Source organism: Caulobacter sp., assembly GCF_049283275.1.
In the GTDB taxonomy this organism is placed as follows: Bacteria; Pseudomonadota; Alphaproteobacteria; order Caulobacterales; family Caulobacteraceae; genus Caulobacter.
In genome coordinates this window covers 1-15448 of the sequence record NZ_JBAPVS010000025.1, presented here as the reverse complement: position 1 = coordinate 15448, position 15448 = coordinate 1, and the positions used below count along the sequence as shown (strand labels likewise).

At 67.4% G+C, this 15448-nt stretch carries 10 protein-coding genes; 9 read left to right on the top strand and 1 reads right to left on the bottom strand.

Annotation, left to right across the window (positions count from 1 at the left end; all coding sequences use genetic code 11):
• Positions 1–36: 36 nt before the first annotated feature.
• Positions 37–780 (bottom strand): LytTR family transcriptional regulator DNA-binding domain-containing protein, encoded by a 744-nt coding sequence (locus WAL33_RS01355; RefSeq protein WP_422177741.1) that lies wholly within the window; start codon positions 778–780, stop codon positions 37–39.
• 147 nt (positions 781–927) lie between these two features.
• Here WAL33_RS01355 and WAL33_RS01350 point away from each other — a divergent pair, with 147 nt between their 5' ends.
• From WAL33_RS01350 to WAL33_RS01310, 9 genes are all read left to right on the top strand, one after another.
• A complete protein-coding gene (locus WAL33_RS01350; RefSeq protein WP_422177739.1) occupies positions 928–1485 on the top strand; it encodes a DUF2306 domain-containing protein in 558 nt (185 codons plus the stop codon).
• Positions 1486–1616: 131 nt separating this feature from the next.
• On the top strand, positions 1617–2354 hold the full coding sequence (locus tag WAL33_RS01345; RefSeq protein ID WP_422177737.1) for a TetR family transcriptional regulator: 738 nt from the start codon (positions 1617–1619) through the stop codon (positions 2352–2354).
• Positions 2355–2552: 198 nt separating this feature from the next.
• Complete coding sequence (locus WAL33_RS01340) at positions 2553–4802, top strand: TonB-dependent receptor (RefSeq protein ID WP_422177735.1); 2250 nt, start codon at positions 2553–2555, stop codon at positions 4800–4802.
• A gap of 92 nt (positions 4803–4894) precedes the next feature.
• Entirely contained in the window at positions 4895–6229 is a 1335-nt protein-coding gene (locus WAL33_RS01335) for a spinster family MFS transporter (protein WP_422177733.1), read from the top strand.
• Positions 6230–6358: 129 nt separating this feature from the next.
• Complete coding sequence (locus WAL33_RS01330; RefSeq protein ID WP_422177731.1) at positions 6359–9664, top strand: glycosyltransferase; 3306 nt, start codon at positions 6359–6361, stop codon at positions 9662–9664.
• 249 nt (positions 9665–9913) lie between these two features.
• A complete protein-coding gene (gene sucC, locus WAL33_RS01325; RefSeq protein ID WP_422177729.1) occupies positions 9914–11113 on the top strand; it encodes an ADP-forming succinate--CoA ligase subunit beta in 1200 nt (399 codons plus the stop codon).
• 5 nt (positions 11114–11118) lie between these two features.
• The gene (gene sucD / locus WAL33_RS01320; RefSeq protein WP_422177727.1) at positions 11119–12003 is read left to right on the top strand and encodes a succinate--CoA ligase subunit alpha; all 885 of its coding nucleotides are present in this window, start codon (positions 11119–11121) and stop codon (positions 12001–12003) included.
• A 171-nt stretch (positions 12004–12174) separates the two neighbouring features.
• Positions 12175–15138, top strand: a complete 2964-nt coding sequence (locus WAL33_RS01315; RefSeq protein WP_422177725.1) for a 2-oxoglutarate dehydrogenase E1 component — start codon at positions 12175–12177, stop codon at positions 15136–15138.
• Positions 15139–15209: 71 nt separating this feature from the next.
• On the top strand, positions 15210–15448 hold a 239-nt coding region (locus WAL33_RS01310; RefSeq protein WP_422177723.1), incomplete at its 3' end, for a biotin/lipoyl-containing protein.

The following is a 15448-nucleotide window of genomic DNA, read 5'->3' as shown; positions in this document are numbered from 1 at the left end:
GGTGTCGCCCGAGGAGCCTTTTTCTTAGCGCGTTCGCTAGTACCAGCCGGCCTGGCGCAGGGTCCGGGCGTAGGCTCGGCTGACCGGGGCCTCGACGCCGCTCGTCAGGGTCAGGGTGGCGCGGCCGTCGCCCCGCTTGGCGTCGCGCACCGCCGCCTTGGCCACCCACCACGAGCGATGGGTCTGGGCGCCCTCGATGCCCTCCAGTTCGGCCACGGCGTCCGACAGCCGCAGCAGGATCAGATCCTGGCCCTTGGAGGTGTGCAGGCGCAGATAATGGTCCTCGGCCTCGATCGCGTAGATCTCGCCGCCCCGCAGGCGTGGCGGCAGGCGGTCCAGGAAGCGCGGGGGCGGAGCTTCCGGCGGGGCGGCGTGGGTCTCGATCGGTCGCCGGCCGGCCAGGGTCATCAGGGCGGTCATGCCGCTGGTCATCAGCAGGGTGACGCCGAAATAGGCCGCCGCGACCCGGGGCGTCAGGGGGGATCGTCCGCCGGCCAGCCAGACCAGCACCGTGAACAGCGGCGTCAGGACCGCCACGATGACCAGGGCGCGCCACCAGGTCGAACCCAGTCCCGGCCAGAGACGGCCGACGACCAGGGCGACGCTCGTGCCCAACACCGCGCCCAGGACCGACAGTCCGACCCAATAGACCAGGCGCGGGAGCAGCGGGATGTCGCCGGTGTTCACCGCGCCGACCAGGGCCAGGAAGGTCCCGGCCGCGACCGCGACGGCCAGCGGACGCAGATAGTGTTGCAGGAAGGCAAGGACGGGCGTGGTCATTGGCGAAGCGCCAGTGGCGCCGGCCCGCCGTTCACGAACTGCCGACGCTGTCTCACGCACCTTCGGATGACCCCCGTCGTCGTCGATCCTAAGCCGGATCCGATCTTGATCGCCCCCGCACGGCGCGATCGCTTCGGGAGAAACAAGATGTCCGACGCTGGCCTGTCAATCGGTCCGACCCGCTTTCTGCGCACGGTGGTCATCGGCCTGGCCGTCACCGTGGGCCTGATCCTGGCGACGGGGCTGGCGGGAGGGCGCGGTCCGGCCGCGGCCCTGGCCGGCTTCCTGCATCTCAAAGGTCATCTGCACGCGCCCAATTTCGGGCTGCTGGCGGCCGCGCCGGTCCAGATCCAGGTCCATGTCGCGGCGGTCAGCGCGGCCTTGGCGGTGGGCGTGGCGTTGATGCTGGGCCTGAAGGGCGACACCCTCCACCGCGCGCTGGGCTGGGTCTGGGTGACGGCCATGGCGACGGCGGCGATCTCGTCGCTGTTCATCCACCGCGCCAATGGCGGAAGCTTCAGCCTCCTGCACCTGTTCGCCGGCTGGACCCTGATCGCCCTGCCCATGGGGGTGTTCGCCGCCCGCAAGCACAATGTCCGCCTGCATGGCCGTACGATGACCGGCCTGTTCGTCGGCGGCCTGCTGATCGCCGGCGCCTTCGCCTTCCTGCCGGGCCGGCTGATGTGGCAGGTCGTGTTCGGCTAGAGCGTGTCAGCCGAAAATGTGAGCGGTTTCGGCGCCCGTCACGTTCCGGCTCGGGACGCGGAACGCGTCGCGCTTGCCAGGTCCGCGCCGGGAGGCCTACGAACGGTCAAGCAATGCGCGGACCACAGAGCATGACGTCGCAAGTTCGAGCCCCTCGCGCCCAAGCGGCCACCGCCCAATCGGCCGCTCCGGTCAAACCGGCTGGGCGCGGTCGTCCCGCCAAGGCCGGCGGGCGGGACCTGAAGGAGACCATCCTCGACGCCGCCGAAGGGCTGTTCGCGCGCCACGGCTTCCACGGGGTCACCATCCGCCAGGTCGCCGCCGAGGCCGGCGTCGACACCGCCCTGATCCACTACTATTTCGGCGCCAAGCGCGAGCTGTTCGACTCGGTGTTCCTGCGCCGGGCCGAGATCCTCAACACCGCCCGCGGCCTGTCGATGGACGCCTATGAGAAGAGCCACCCTGGGACCATGACGGTCGAGGGGGTGATCGAGGCCTTCATCGAGCCGCTGCTGCGCATCTCCCAGGACGGCGGCCAGGGGTGGAAGAGCTATTTCGCCCTGGTGGCCCAGGTGAACAACACCCCGGCTTGGGGCGGCGAGACCATGGCGCGGTTCTTCGATCCGGTCGTCCACCGCCTGGTCGAGACCCTGAAGGCGGTCCGTCCGGAGGCTGAATATCGCGACCTCTACTGGAGCTACCAGTTCCTGACCGGCTCGATGATGCTGGCCCTGTCGGAGACCGGCCGCATCGACTCGTTGTCGGAGGGGCTGTGCCATTCCAGCGACCTCGCCGCGGTGCGGGCCCGGCTGTTCGCCTACTGCGCCGCCGGCTTCGAGGCGGTGATCGCCCGCTCTCCGCAAGGCTGATTCCTCAATCTTCCCAAAGCGTTGAAAGGCTTCGCGCCTTCATTTCATCAGTTGATGAAAAAGGACTGGCGCAAAGCGCCGGTCTGGGTGACAGTGTTGTCCAATTCGCGGCCTAATGAATTCGCGAAAGCCGGGAAATGCGTCCGTTCAACGGAGCTGTCCGGCACGGGACGGAACGCATAGGGGAGGGGAAACCCAATGAAAACGATGCTCAAGCTGGCCTTGATGGCCGGCGCGGCCTGGTCGGCCGCCGCGACCTCCGTGGTCGCCCAGGACGCCACGCCCGCCGCCTCGGAACAGGCCGCCAACACCACACAGGTCGAGGACCTGATCGTCACCGCCCGCCGCCGCGAGGAAACCCTCAAGGACGTGCCGGTGGCCGTCTCGGCCTACGGCGCCGAGAAGCTGGAGCGCATCGGCGCCGGCGACATCACCACCCTGCAACAGACCACCCCCAACCTGACCCTGCAGATCGCGCGCGGCTCGAACTCGACCGTGATCGCCTTCATCCGCGGCGTCGGCCAGCAGGACCCGCTGTGGGGCTTTGAGCCCGGCGTGGGCCTCTATGTCGACGACGTCTATATCGCCCGGCCGCAGGGCGCGGTGCTGGACGTCTACGACGTCGAGCGCGTGGAAGTGCTGCGCGGTCCGCAGGGCACCCTCTACGGCCGCAACACCATCGGCGGCGCCATCAAGTACGTCACCCGCAAGATCACAGGCGAGCCGGAGTTCAATCTCAAAGGCACGATCGGTTCCTACGGCGAGCACAACGAGGTGGCCTCGATCAAGGGCAAGCTGAGCGACCAGCTGGGCCTGTCGCTGGCCCTGGCCAAATACGACCACGACGGCTACGGCAAGAACCTCAACACCGGCGCCGAACACTACGACAAGGACGTGCTGTCGACCCGCGCGACGGTGGAGTTCAGCCCGGCCGAGCAGCTGTTCTTCCGCCTGTCGGGCGACTACATGCGCGACAATTCCAACCCGCGCCACGGCCACCGGGAGGTCCCCGCCATCGCCTTCGGCGGCGCGCTGATTCCGGGCGGATCTCCGCCGGCCGACGTCTACGACACCAACGCGGGTTCGGGCGACTACAACCAGGTCATCACCAAGGGTGTGTCGCTGCTGGGCGAGTGGAACATCAGCGACGCCCTGACCTTAAAGTCGATCAGCGCCTACCGCAGCGGTTCGACCAACGGCACCATCGATTTTGACGAACTGCCCGGGGCGTATCTCGACGTGCCGGCCCAGTACCTGGATCACCAGTTCAGCCAGGAATTCCAGCTGGTCTATTCGTCGGACCGTCTGCAGGGCGTGGCCGGTGTCTACTATATGAGCGCCACGGCGGCCGGGGCCTTCGACACCGTGCTCTCGCAGGCCAACACCACCACCGCGACGTCGGGCTGGGTCGACACCGAGAGCTGGGCGGCCTTCGCCGACGTCAGCTACGACCTGACGCAAAAGCTCTCGCTGTCGGTCGGCGGCCGCTACACCAAGGACGACAAGATCGGCCACGTCTATCGCCAGAACTTCACGGGCATCCGCAGCCCGCTGTTCGGCAACAACACCGCCGTGCCGGGGCTGCTGCGCTCGAACTTCACCAATTCCAAGGACTTCGAGAAGTTCACCCCGCGCGTCAGCCTGCGCTACAAGCTCGACGACGAGCGCACGGGCTATGTCTCCTACAGCCAGGGCTTCAAGTCCGGCGGCTTCGATATGCGCGGCGACGTCGTCCTGACGCCCGACACCCGGAACGGCTACGAGCCCGAGACGGTCGACACCGTCGAAGGGGGGCTGAAGGGCACGTTCTTCGACCGTCGCCTCAGCCTGAACTCGGCGGTCTTCTACTCCAAGTACAAGGACCAACAGGTCACCCTGCAAACCCCGGTCGGCGCCTCGATCGCCAGCCAGGTGCTGAACGTCGGCAAGTCGCATATGTACGGCCTGGAGCTGGAGGGCGTCGCCGCCCTGACCAACGCCCTCAGCGCCAATTTCTCGCTGGGCTATATCAAGGCCGAATACGACGAGTACCTGGCGCTGGACCTGACCCAGGTTCCGCCGGTCAAGCGCGACTTCGCCGATTCCCGCGTGTTCCAGAACACGCCGGAATGGGTGGGCAATGTGGGGCTGACCTGGCGCACCGATCTGGGCGACCGCGGCAGCGTCACGGTTGCGCCGATGGCCTCCTATCGCGGCGACGCCAGCATGTTCGAAGTCCCCAGCAGTCTCGACCAGAAGGCCTACTGGCTCTACGACGCCAACATCACCTGGGCTTCATCGACCGGCGGGCTGAAGGTGATCCTGCAGGGCAAGAACCTGTCGGACGAGCGCTATCGTGTCGGCGGCTACAACTTCCCCAACGGCGCGACCGGTCTGTTCGCCAACTCGGTCAGCGCCTTCTACGGTCCGCCGCGCACCTACAGCGTGACGGTCGCCGCCAAGTTCTAGGCTTCCCCTCGACCTTGACTATCCGGCGGCGGCTTGCACGACGAGCCGCCGCCGTTTCTTTGTCTCCCTCCAGGCAACCGCGGCGGAATCAGATGAGCGACGCACAGACACAGACCCCCACTGGCGGCTCGCGATACCGCTACGTCGTGCTGGCCATGCTGGTCCTGGTCTACACGCTCAACTTCCTGGACCGGCAGATCCTGGGCATCCTGGCCAAGCCCATCAAGGAAGAGTTCGGCCTGAGCGACGGCCAGTTCGGCCTGATGAGCGGTCTGGCCTTCGCCCTGCTCTACACCACCCTGGCCATACCGATCGCCTGGCTGGCCGACCGCTTCAGCCGGGTGTGGATCATGACGACGGCCCTGACCCTGTGGAGCGGCTTCACCGCCCTGTGCGGCTTCGCCGGCGGGTTCTCGGCCCTGTTCCTGGCTCGGATGGGCGTGGGCATCGGCGAGGCGGGCGGGGTGGCGCCGGCCTATTCGATGCTGGCCGACTATTTCCCCAAGTCCCAGCGCGCCCGGGCCCTGGCGGCCTACGCCTTCGGCATCCCGCTGGGCACGGCGGCCGGCACCCTGGTGGGCGGCCTGCTGGCCGTGCACTTCGGCTGGCGCACGGCCTTCATCGTGGTGGGTCTGCTGGGCGTGGCCTTGGCGCCGATCTTCCGCCTGGTGGTCCGCGATCCGCGCCGGGGCGGGGCCGACATGGCGGTCGGCGACACCACCACCGTCCAGGCCCCGGCGGCGCCGCTGGGCGAGGTGGTCCGGGTGCTGGCCGCCAAGCCCAGCTTCTGGCTCCTGTCGTTCGGGGCGGCCTCGTCCTCGGTCTGCGGCTACGGCGTGGCGCTGTGGCTGCCGTCGTTCTTCATGCGCAGCCTGGACCTGACCCTGAGCCAGACCGCCTGGTACTATTCCGGCATCGCCTTCTTCGGCGGACTGATGGGCATCTGGCTGGGCGGGGCGGTCGCCGACCGGCTGGGCGCCAAGTCCAAGGCCGGCTATCCGCTGACCCCGGCCGTGGCGTTCCTGATCTCGGTGCCGTGCTTCCTGCTGGCCATGAACAGCGGCGCGCTGGTCGGCGGCTTGGGCGGCCAAGGGGGCGGCGTCGCGTCCCTGGCCCTGGCCTTCGCGATCTTCCTGATCCCCACCGGCCTGAACCTGGCCTGGCTTGGACCGATCACGGCGGCCGTCCAGCACCTGGCCCCCGCGCCGATGCGCACCACGGCCTCGGCTCTGTTCCTGCTGATCAACAACCTTTTGGGGATCGCGGTCGGCACCTATTATTTCGGCCTGGTCTCGGACCTGCTCAAGCCGGCGTTCGGTCAGGAATCCCTGCGCTGGTCGATCTATACCGGCATGGGCTTCTATCTGGTCGCGGCCCTGTTGTTCTTCCTGGCTTCACGTCGGCTGGCCAAGGACTGGGTGGACTGATCTCGTCGCGAGCGCCACCGTTCCGACACGTTCCGGTTTCAAGAGCCCGCTGACGAACGCGGGACCGCGACTATGGGCAGTGACGAGCGGCATATTTTCCACGACCCCACCGGACGGCGGGACCGGAGGATGCGGCTGGTCCTGGGGATCGCCCTGTCGGTCCTGGCGGCCGTCGTCGCTGCTTTCCTGGCCACCCTGGCCTTCGCGCCGCGCCTGCCGTCGGTGACCCTGAAGGACCCGCATGTCCTGTCGTCGCTGCACAAGGAGACGGCCCATCGGCTGAAGCCGAACCTCGACTGGCGCAAGGTGCCGCGTCCGACAGCCGTGACCCAGGGAGGCGGCGGCTCCGCCCAGGTGCGCCCCATCAGCGTGGGCTTCTATGTCAGCTGGGACGAGGACTCCCGCGAGTCCCTGCGCCGCAACATCGACAAGCTGGACGTGGTCTCGCCGCAATGGGTGGCGCTGAGGGGCTCGTACGGCGACATCGCGCTGGACGACGATCCGCAGGGCGTGGCCCGGATCGCCGCAGCCCCCAACCATCCGGCCGTGCTGCCCCTGGTCCACAACTCAGCCGACGCCGCCTTCAACGGACCGCTGGCCGACGCCCTGCTGGCCAACCCCAAGGCGCGGGCCAAGCTGATCGCCGGCCTGGCCGACCTGGCGGTCAAGCGCGGCTACGGCGGCTATGTCTTCGACCTGGAGAACCTGTCGCCCAAGGGGCTGGCCAACTATCCCAAGCTGCTGGACGAGGCCCGGGCGGCCTTCAAGCCGAATGGGCGCGAGGTCTGGGTCACCGCGCCGTTCGACGGGCAGGGCTGGCCGCTCAAGCGCCTGCAGGACGCGTCCGACACCGTGGTGCTGATGGCCTACGACCAGCACTACGCCGGCGGCGATCCCGGGCCCAACGCCGGCCAGGACTGGTACGAGGCCGAGCTGGCCAAGCGCTTCGCCAAGCTGGATCCGGCGCGCACGATCCTGGCCCTGGGCGCCTACGGCTACGACTGGACCCTGGACAAGACCGGCAAGGCCGCCTCGGGCGCCCCGGTCACCTTCCACGAGGCGATCCGCAACGCCCAGGACGCCGGCGCGGCCATCGACATGGACGACGACGCCCTGAATCCGACCTACAGCTACAGGGACGACAACGGCGACGACCACGAGGTCTGGTTCCTGGACGCCACCACCCTGTTCAACGCGGTGAAGGTCACCGACGAATGGAAGCCGCGCGGCTACGGCCTATGGCGGATGGGCATGGAGGACCCGGGCGTCTGGAGCGTGCTGGGCCGGCCCTACGGCCAGGCCTCGGCGGCGGGCCTGACCCGCATCCCGGGCGGTACGAGCGTCGACTTCGACGGCGGCGGCGAGGTGCTGCGGGTCGAGGGCCTGCCCACGCCCGGCAAGCGGACCCTGGCGTTCGACCCCGACACCGGCCTGATCGCCGACCAGACCTACGACGTCCTGCCCAGCGCCTACGTGATCGAACGCTACGGCCAGAAGCCCGGCCTGGTGGCCCTGACCTTCGACGACGGCCCCGACGCGCGCTGGACGCCGAAGATCCTCGACATCCTCAAGCAGAAGAACGCCCCGGCCACCTTCTTCGTGATCGGCGAGAACATGCAGGGCCGGCCCGACCTGGTGAAGCGCGAGGTCGCCGAGGGCCATGACGTCGGCAGCCACACCTGGACCCACCCCAATATCGGCGAGACGCCGATCGCTCAGACCGATGTCGAGCTGAACGCCACCCAGCGCCTGTTCGAGGTGATCACCGGTCGCTCGATGCGCCTGTTCCGACCGCCGTTCTTCGGCGACGCCGAGCCGTCGACCCCGCACGAGGTGGCCCCGCTGGTGATCGCCCAGACCCTGGGCTATCTGATCGTCGGCCTGCGGATCGATCCCGACGATTGGCAGAAGCCCACGCCCCAGACGATCATCGACCGTACGCTCGAGCGGCTGGACCATCCGGGCGACCGGCCGGGCCAGGTGGTGCTGCTGCACGACGCCGGCGGCGACCGCTCGCGCACCGTGGCGGCCCTGCCGGGCCTGATCGACGCCATCCGGGCGCGCGGTTATCGGCTGGTCACCGTTGGCGAACTGGCCGGCATGAGCTCCGCTCAAGTGATGCCGGTCAGCGATCGCGATCCGGTGGCCCTGGGCCTGGACCGGGTGGGCTTTGGCCTGTTCCGTGGGGTGAAGGTGCTGTTGACCACCCTGTTCCTGACCGCCATCGCCCTTGGCCTGGCGCGCCTGGTGTTCCTGGCCTGCCTGGCCCTGGTCCACCGCTGGACGCACGAGAGCCCCGAGACCCTGAATCCCGAGAGCGGTCCGCTGGTCAGCGTGCTGATCCCCTGCTTCAACGAGGAGAAGGTGATTGCCGCCTCGGTGGCGCGGATCCTGGAGTCGGAGTGGAAGAACCTCGAGGTCCTGGTCCTGGACGACGGCTCCAAGGACAACACGGCCGATGCGGTGCGCCGCGCCCACGGCGACAATCCGCGCGTGACCCTGCTGAGCTTCGAGAACGGCGGCAAGGCGCGGGCGGTCAATCGCGGCCTGGCCCTGGCCAAGGGCGAGTATGTCGTGGCCCTGGACGCCGACACGCTGTTCCCGCCGAAGACGATCGGGCGCCTCGTCCGCTGGTTCCAGGACCCGGCCATCGGGGCGGTGGCCGGCAACGCCATCGTCGGCAACCGGGTCAACATGGTCACCCGCTGGCAGGCCCTGGAATATGTCACCGCCCAGAATCTGGAGCGCCGGGCCCTGGCGGCCCTGGGGGCGGTGACCGTGGTGCCCGGCGCGGTCGGCGCCTGGCGCAAGAGCGTGCTCGACGACCTGGGCGGCTACCCCGCCGACACCCTGGCCGAGGATCAGGACCTGACCATCGCCTGCCAGCGCGCGGGGTGGAAGGTGGCTTTCGACCCGTCGGCCCAGGCCTTCACCGAGGCCCCCGACACCGTCGCCGGTCTGCTCAAGCAGCGCTTCCGCTGGTCGTTCGGCACCCTGCAGTGCGTGTGGAAGCACCGCGCGGCGATGTTCAATCCCAAGACGCCCGCCCTGGGTTTCGTGGCCCTGCCGCAGATCTGGCTGTTCCAGATCCTGCTGGCCGTCGCCGCGCCCCTGGTCGACCTGGCGGTGGTCTGGAGCCTGGTCTCGGGCCTCTATGGCGCGATCGCCCACCCGGTGGAGTGGTCGCCCGACGACACGATCCGCGGCCTGCTCTACTGGGCGGTGTTCATCCTGGTCGACCTGTCGGCCGGGGCCCTGGGCATGGCCCTTGAGAAGCGCGCCCCGTGGGCTGACCTGCCCTATTTGCCGATCCAGCGCTTCGGCTATCGGCAGCTGATGTACTACGTGGTGGTCAAGTCGGTGCTGACGGCCGCGCGGGGAGGGCGCGTGGGTTGGGGGAAGCTCGAGCGCCGGGCCACCGCGACGGTCAAGTGAGGGGCATGACAAGGCTGTCATTCGGCGCTGCGAGTGGTAGCGGTACCTTTTTTCGCGCCGGGGAAGGGTCGGCTTGACCCTTGAGAACTCGGTGTTCGGTGAAAAAGTCCAAGCAGTTCCGGGCTTGCGCCCGTTAGGCCCACTTTTTCAGATAGGCGGAACAATCGGTCCAAGCGCGGTTGCGCCTGCGAAATCACACTCCTATAACCCGGCCACAATTTCAGAAGCCGTCGTTGAGACCGGTCCCTCATGAACATCCACGAACACCAAGCCAAAGCCGTCCTCGCTGAGTTCGGCGCTCCAGTTCCGCGCGGCTACGCCGCCTTCACTCCCGAGGAGGCCGTCGCCGCCGCTGAAAAGCTGGGCGGACCGGTGTTCGTCGTGAAGTCCCAGATCCACGCCGGTGGCCGTGGCAAGGGCAAGTTCGAGGGCCTGGGCCCCGACGCCAAGGGCGGCGTGCGCGTCGTCAAGTCGGTCGCCGAGGTGAAGGCTTCCGCCGAGGAGATGCTCGGCCGCGTGCTGGTGACCCACCAGACCGGCCCCAAGGGCAAGCAGGTCAACCGCCTCTACATCGAAGAAGGCGCGGCGATCGCCAAGGAATTCTACCTGTCGCTGCTGGTCGATCGCGAGACCTCGATGGTTTCGGTGGTCGCCTCGACCGAAGGCGGCATGGACATCGAGGACGTGGCCCACGCCACCCCCGAAAAGATCCATAGCTTCTCGATCGACCCGGCGACCGGCGTGTGGCCCACCCACGCCCGCGCCCTGGCCAAGGCCCTGGGCCTGACCGGCGGCCTGGCCAAGGAAGCCGCGACCCTGCTGGGTCAGCTCTATACGGCGTTCCTGGCCAAGGACATGGCCATGCTGGAGATCAACCCGCTGATCGTCACCGCTGACGACCACCTGCGGGTCCTGGACGCCAAGCTGTCGTTCGACGGCAACTCGCTGTTCCGCCACCCGGACATCCGCGCCCTGCGCGACGAGAGCGAAGAAGACCCCAAGGAAATCGAAGCCTCGAAGTATGACCTGGCCTATATCGCCCTGGACGGCGAAATCGGCTGCATGGTCAACGGTGCGGGCCTGGCCATGGCCACCATGGACATCATCAAGCTGTACGGCGCCGAGCCGGCCAACTTCCTCGATGTCGGCGGCGGCGCCAGCAAGGAAAAGGTCACCGCGGCCTTCAAGATCATCACGTCCGACCCGTCCGTGAAGGGCATCCTGGTCAACATCTTCGGCGGCATCATGCGCTGCGACATTATCGCGGAAGGCGTCATCGCCGCCGTGAAGGAAGTGGGCCTGAAGGTTCCGCTGGTCGTGCGCCTGGAAGGCACCAACGTCGAACTCGGCAAGAAAATCATTTCGGAAAGCGGCCTGAACGTCATCGCCGCCAACGACCTGTCGGACGGGGCCGAGAAGATCGTCGCCGCTGTCAAAGGGGCTGCGTAACTCTCATGTCCATCCTCATCGGTTCTGAAACCAAGGTCATCTGCCAGGGCATCACCGGCGCCCAGGGCACGTTCCACTCCGAACAAGCCATCGCCTACGGCACCAAGATGGTCGGCGGCGTGACCCCCGGCAAAGGCGGCCAGACCCACATCGGCCTGCCGGTGTTCGACACGGTCGGCGAAGCCAAGGAAGCCACCGGCGCCGACGCCTCGGTGATCTACGTCCCGCCGCCCTTCGCGGCGGACTCGATCCTGGAAGCCATCGACGCGGAAATCCCGCTGATCGTCTGCATCACCGAAGGCATTCCGGTGCTGGACATGGTCAAGGTCAAGAAGGCTCTGCAAGGCAGCAAGTCGCGCCTGATCGGCCCCAACTGCCCCGGCGTTCTGACCCCGAACCAGTGCAAGATCGGCATCATGCCGGGCTCGATCTTCTCGAACGGCTCGGTCGGCGTCGTCTCGCGCTCGGGCACCCTGACCTATGAAGCCGTGTTCCAGACCACGAACGCGGGCCTCGGCCAGACCACGGCCGTCGGCATCGGCGGCGACCCGGTCAAGGGCACCGAGTTCATCGACATCCTCGAGCTGTTCCTGGCCGACGAAGCCACCAAGTCGATCGTCATGATCGGCGAGATCGGCGGCTCGGCCGAAGAGGAAGCCGCTCAGTTCCTGGCCGACGAAGCCAAGCGCGGCCGCAAGAAGCCCATGGTCGGCTTCATCGCCGGCCGCACGGCCCCTCCCGGTCGTCACATGGGCCACGCCGGCGCGATCATTTCGGGCGGCAAGGGCGGCGCGGAAGACAAGATCGCGGCGATGGAAGCCGCGGGCATCCGCGTCTCGCCGTCGCCGGCCCGACTGGGCGAGACCCTCCTCGAGGTGCTCAAAGGTTAATCACGACACCGAAACCCCGCCCCGTGCGGGGCCCAGGTTTTTTGCGACCGCCAGTCGACGATCCGAAAAAATCACCTGGGCCCCGTTCGTTATACGGGCGCCCGGTGATTGAGAGACTATATTTACGCAACGCCGTTAGGGGTGGCGTAAAAGGATCGTAAGGCAAAGACGATGGCGGACGACGCAGGCATCATCAATCAGGTCTTGACCGAGACCTCGTTCCTCTACGGAGCCAACGCGGCTTTCGTGGAAGATCTCTATGCCCGGTGGGCCGAGAACCCTGGATCGGTCGAGCCTTCTTGGGGCGCTTTCTTCGCCACGCTTTCCGACCAGGCCGACCAGGTCAAGCGCGCCGCGCAGGACCCGACCTGGACGCCGCGCCAGGCGCCGACCGTCCGTCCTGAATGGCTGTCGGCCCTGGACGGCCAGTGGCCGACCGTGGCCCCCGCCGTCGAAGCCAAGATGACCAAGGCCATCGAGGCCAAGGCCCCGGGCTCTTCGGCCGAAGCCGTCCGCGCCGCCACGCTGGACAGCCTGCGCGCCATCATGATGATCCGGGCCTACCGGATGCGCGGCCACCTGGCCGCCAACCTCGATCCGCTGGGCCTGGAGCCCAAGCCCGCGGCCCCCGAGCTGGACCCGGCGACCTACGGCTTCTCCGAGGCCGACTACGACCGCCCGATCTTCCTGGACTTCGTGCTGGGTCTGGAGACCTCGTCGATCCGCGAGATCCTGTCGATCCTGCGCCGCACCTACTGCGACAACGTCGGCGTGCAGTACATGCACATCTCCGATCCGGCCGAGAAGGCTTGGCTGCAGGAGCGCATTGAGGGCCGCGACAAGGAGATCGTGTTCTCCAAGGAGGGCAAGGTCGCCATCCTCAAGAAGCTGATCGAGGCCGAGGGCTTCGAACGCTTCCTGCACAAGCGTTTCCCCGGCACCAAGCGCTTCGGCCTCGACGGCGGCGAAGCCTGCATCCCGGCGCTGGAGCAGATCATCAAGCGCGGCGGCGCGCTGGGCGTGAAGGAAATCGTCATCGGCATGCCGCACCGCGGCCGCCTGAACACCCTGGCCGCCGTGATGGGCAAACCCTATCACGTGATCTTCCACGAATTCCAAGGCGGCTCGTCGGTGCCTTCGGACATCGAGGGCTCGGGCGACGTCAAGTATCACATGGGCGCTTCGTCGGACCGCGAGTTCGACGACAACAAGGTCCACCTGTCGCTGACCGCCAACCCTTCGCACCTGGAAATCGTCAACCCGGTGGTGATCGGCAAGGCCCGCGCCAAGCAGGCCTTCACCCTGCGCGAACAGCCCGACGCCGGCCGCGGCCATGTGCTGCCGCTGTTGCTGCACGGCGACGCGGCCTTCGCGGGCCAAGGCGTGGTGGCCGAGTGCTTCACCCTGTCGGGCCTGAAGGGCTACCGCACGGGCGGCACCATCCACTTCATCGTCAACAACCAGATCGGCTTCACGACCAGCCCGCGTTATTCGCGCAGCTCGCCCTATCCGTCGGACGTGGCGCTGATGGTCGAAGCCCCGATCTTCCACGTCAACGGCGACGATCCCGAAGCCGTGGTCTTCGCGGCCAAGGTCTCGACCGAATATCGCCAGATGTTCGGCAAGGACGTGGTCATCGACATGTTCTGCTATCGCCGGTTCGGTCACAACGAAGGTGACGACCCGACGATGACCTCGCCCTTGATGTACGCCAAGATCAAGGACCACATCTCGACCCGCGAACTCTACAGCCAGCGCCTGGTCGGCGAGGGCGTCGCCACCCAGGCCGAGATCGACGGCTGGGTCGGCGAGTTCGAGGCCTTCCTCGACAGCGAGTTTGACGCCGGCAAGAGCTACAAGGCCAACAAGGCCGACTGGCTGGACGGCAAGTGGAAGGGCCTGGCCCTGCCCGGCGACGAAGAGCGCAAGGGCAAGACCGACGTCTCCAAGACCAAGCTGTTGGAGATCGGTCGCCAGATCACGACCATTCCGGACCGCATCAACGCCCACAAGACCGTCAAGCGCGTGATCGAGAACCGGCGCGAGGCGATCGAGAAGGGCGAGAACATCGACTGGGGCACCGCCGAGCACCTGGCTTTCGCCACCCTGCTCGACGAGGGCTTCCCGGTCCGTCTGTCCGGCCAGGACAGCGTGCGCGGCACGTTCACCCAGCGCCATTCGGACATCATCGACCAGACGACCGAAGAGCACTACACGCCGCTCAACAACATCCGCGCCGGCCAGGCCCACTACGAGGTCATCGACTCGGCCCTGTCGGAAGAGGCGGTTCTGGGCTTCGAGTACGGCTTCTCGCTGGCCGACCCCAACACCATGACCCTGTGGGAAGGCCAGTTCGGCGACTTCGTGAACGGCGCCCAGGTGGTCATCGACCAGTTCATCAGCTCGGGCGAACGCAAGTGGCTGCGGATGAGCGGCCTGACCATGCTGCTGCCGCACGGCTACGAGGGCCAGGGCCCCGAGCACAGCTCGGCCCGCCTGGAGCGCTTCCTGCAGTCGTGCGCCGAAGACAACATGCAGGTGGTCAACTGCACCACCCCGGCCAACTACTTCCACGCCCTGCGTCGCCAGATGCACCGCGAGTTCCGCAAGCCCTTGATCGTCATGACGCCCAAGAGCCTGCTGCGTCACAAGAAGGCGGTTTCGAACCTGGACGACATGGCCGAGGGCTCCAGCTTCCACCGCGTGATGATCGACGGCGCCGAAGCCGGTTGCGACGTCGGCGGCGTCAAGCTGAAGAGCGACGACAAGATCACCCGCGTCATCGCCTGCTCGGGCAAGGTCTATTTCGACCTGATCGACGCCCGCGCCAAGGCCGGTCGCGACGACGTCTACATCGTGCGCCTGGAGCAGTTCTATCCCTGGCCGCTGAAGTCGGTCCTGGCCGTGCTGGGCCGCTTCAAGAACGCCGAGCTGGTCTGGTGTCAGGAAGAACCCAAGAACATGGGCGGCTGGACCTTCGTCGATCCGTGGCTGGAGCTCAGCCTGGCCAAGCTCGGCGTCAAGGCCAAGCGCGCCCGCTACGTCGGCCGTCCGGCCTCGGCCTCCACGGCCGCGGGCATGATGAGCCGCCACATGAAAGAACTCGAGACCTTCCTGAACGAAGCCTTCGCCTGACGCTTCGCTCAGACACTGATAAGTCCTGAACTGAACCCGCCCGGACCAAACAAGAGACATCGGAACCCCACATGGCCGACATCATGACCCCCGCCCTCGGCGAATCCGTCACCGAAGCGACGGTGGCCCGCTGGACCAAGAAGGCCGGGGAGGCGGTGAAGAAGGACGAACTGCTCGTCGAGCTGGAAACCGACAAGGTCAGCCTCGAGGTCGTGGCTCCGGCCGACGGCGTCCTGGCCTCGATCAGCGCCGAGGAAGGCGCGACCGTCGTGCCGGGCACGGTGCTGGGCGTGGTGACCGAAGGCGGCGC

Coding starts and splice junctions, on each gene's coding strand:
- WAL33_RS01350 (WP_422177739.1), top strand. CDS start 928: ATGTCCGACGCTGGCCTGTCAATCGGTCCGACCCGCTTTCTGCGCACG.
- WAL33_RS01340 (WP_422177735.1), top strand. CDS start 2,553: ATGAAAACGATGCTCAAGCTGGCCTTGATGGCCGGCGCGGCCTGGTCG.
- WAL33_RS01330 (WP_422177731.1), top strand. CDS start 6,359: ATGCGGCTGGTCCTGGGGATCGCCCTGTCGGTCCTGGCGGCCGTCGTC.
- WAL33_RS01315 (WP_422177725.1), top strand. CDS start 12,175: ATGGCGGACGACGCAGGCATCATCAATCAGGTCTTGACCGAGACCTCG.
- sucD (WP_422177727.1), top strand. CDS start 11,119: ATGTCCATCCTCATCGGTTCTGAAACCAAGGTCATCTGCCAGGGCATC.
- WAL33_RS01355 (WP_422177741.1), bottom strand. CDS start 780: ATGACCACGCCCGTCCTTGCCTTCCTGCAACACTATCTGCGTCCGCTG.
- WAL33_RS01345 (WP_422177737.1), top strand. CDS start 1,617: ATGACGTCGCAAGTTCGAGCCCCTCGCGCCCAAGCGGCCACCGCCCAA.
- sucC (WP_422177729.1), top strand. CDS start 9,914: ATGAACATCCACGAACACCAAGCCAAAGCCGTCCTCGCTGAGTTCGGC.
- WAL33_RS01335 (WP_422177733.1), top strand. CDS start 4,895: ATGAGCGACGCACAGACACAGACCCCCACTGGCGGCTCGCGATACCGC.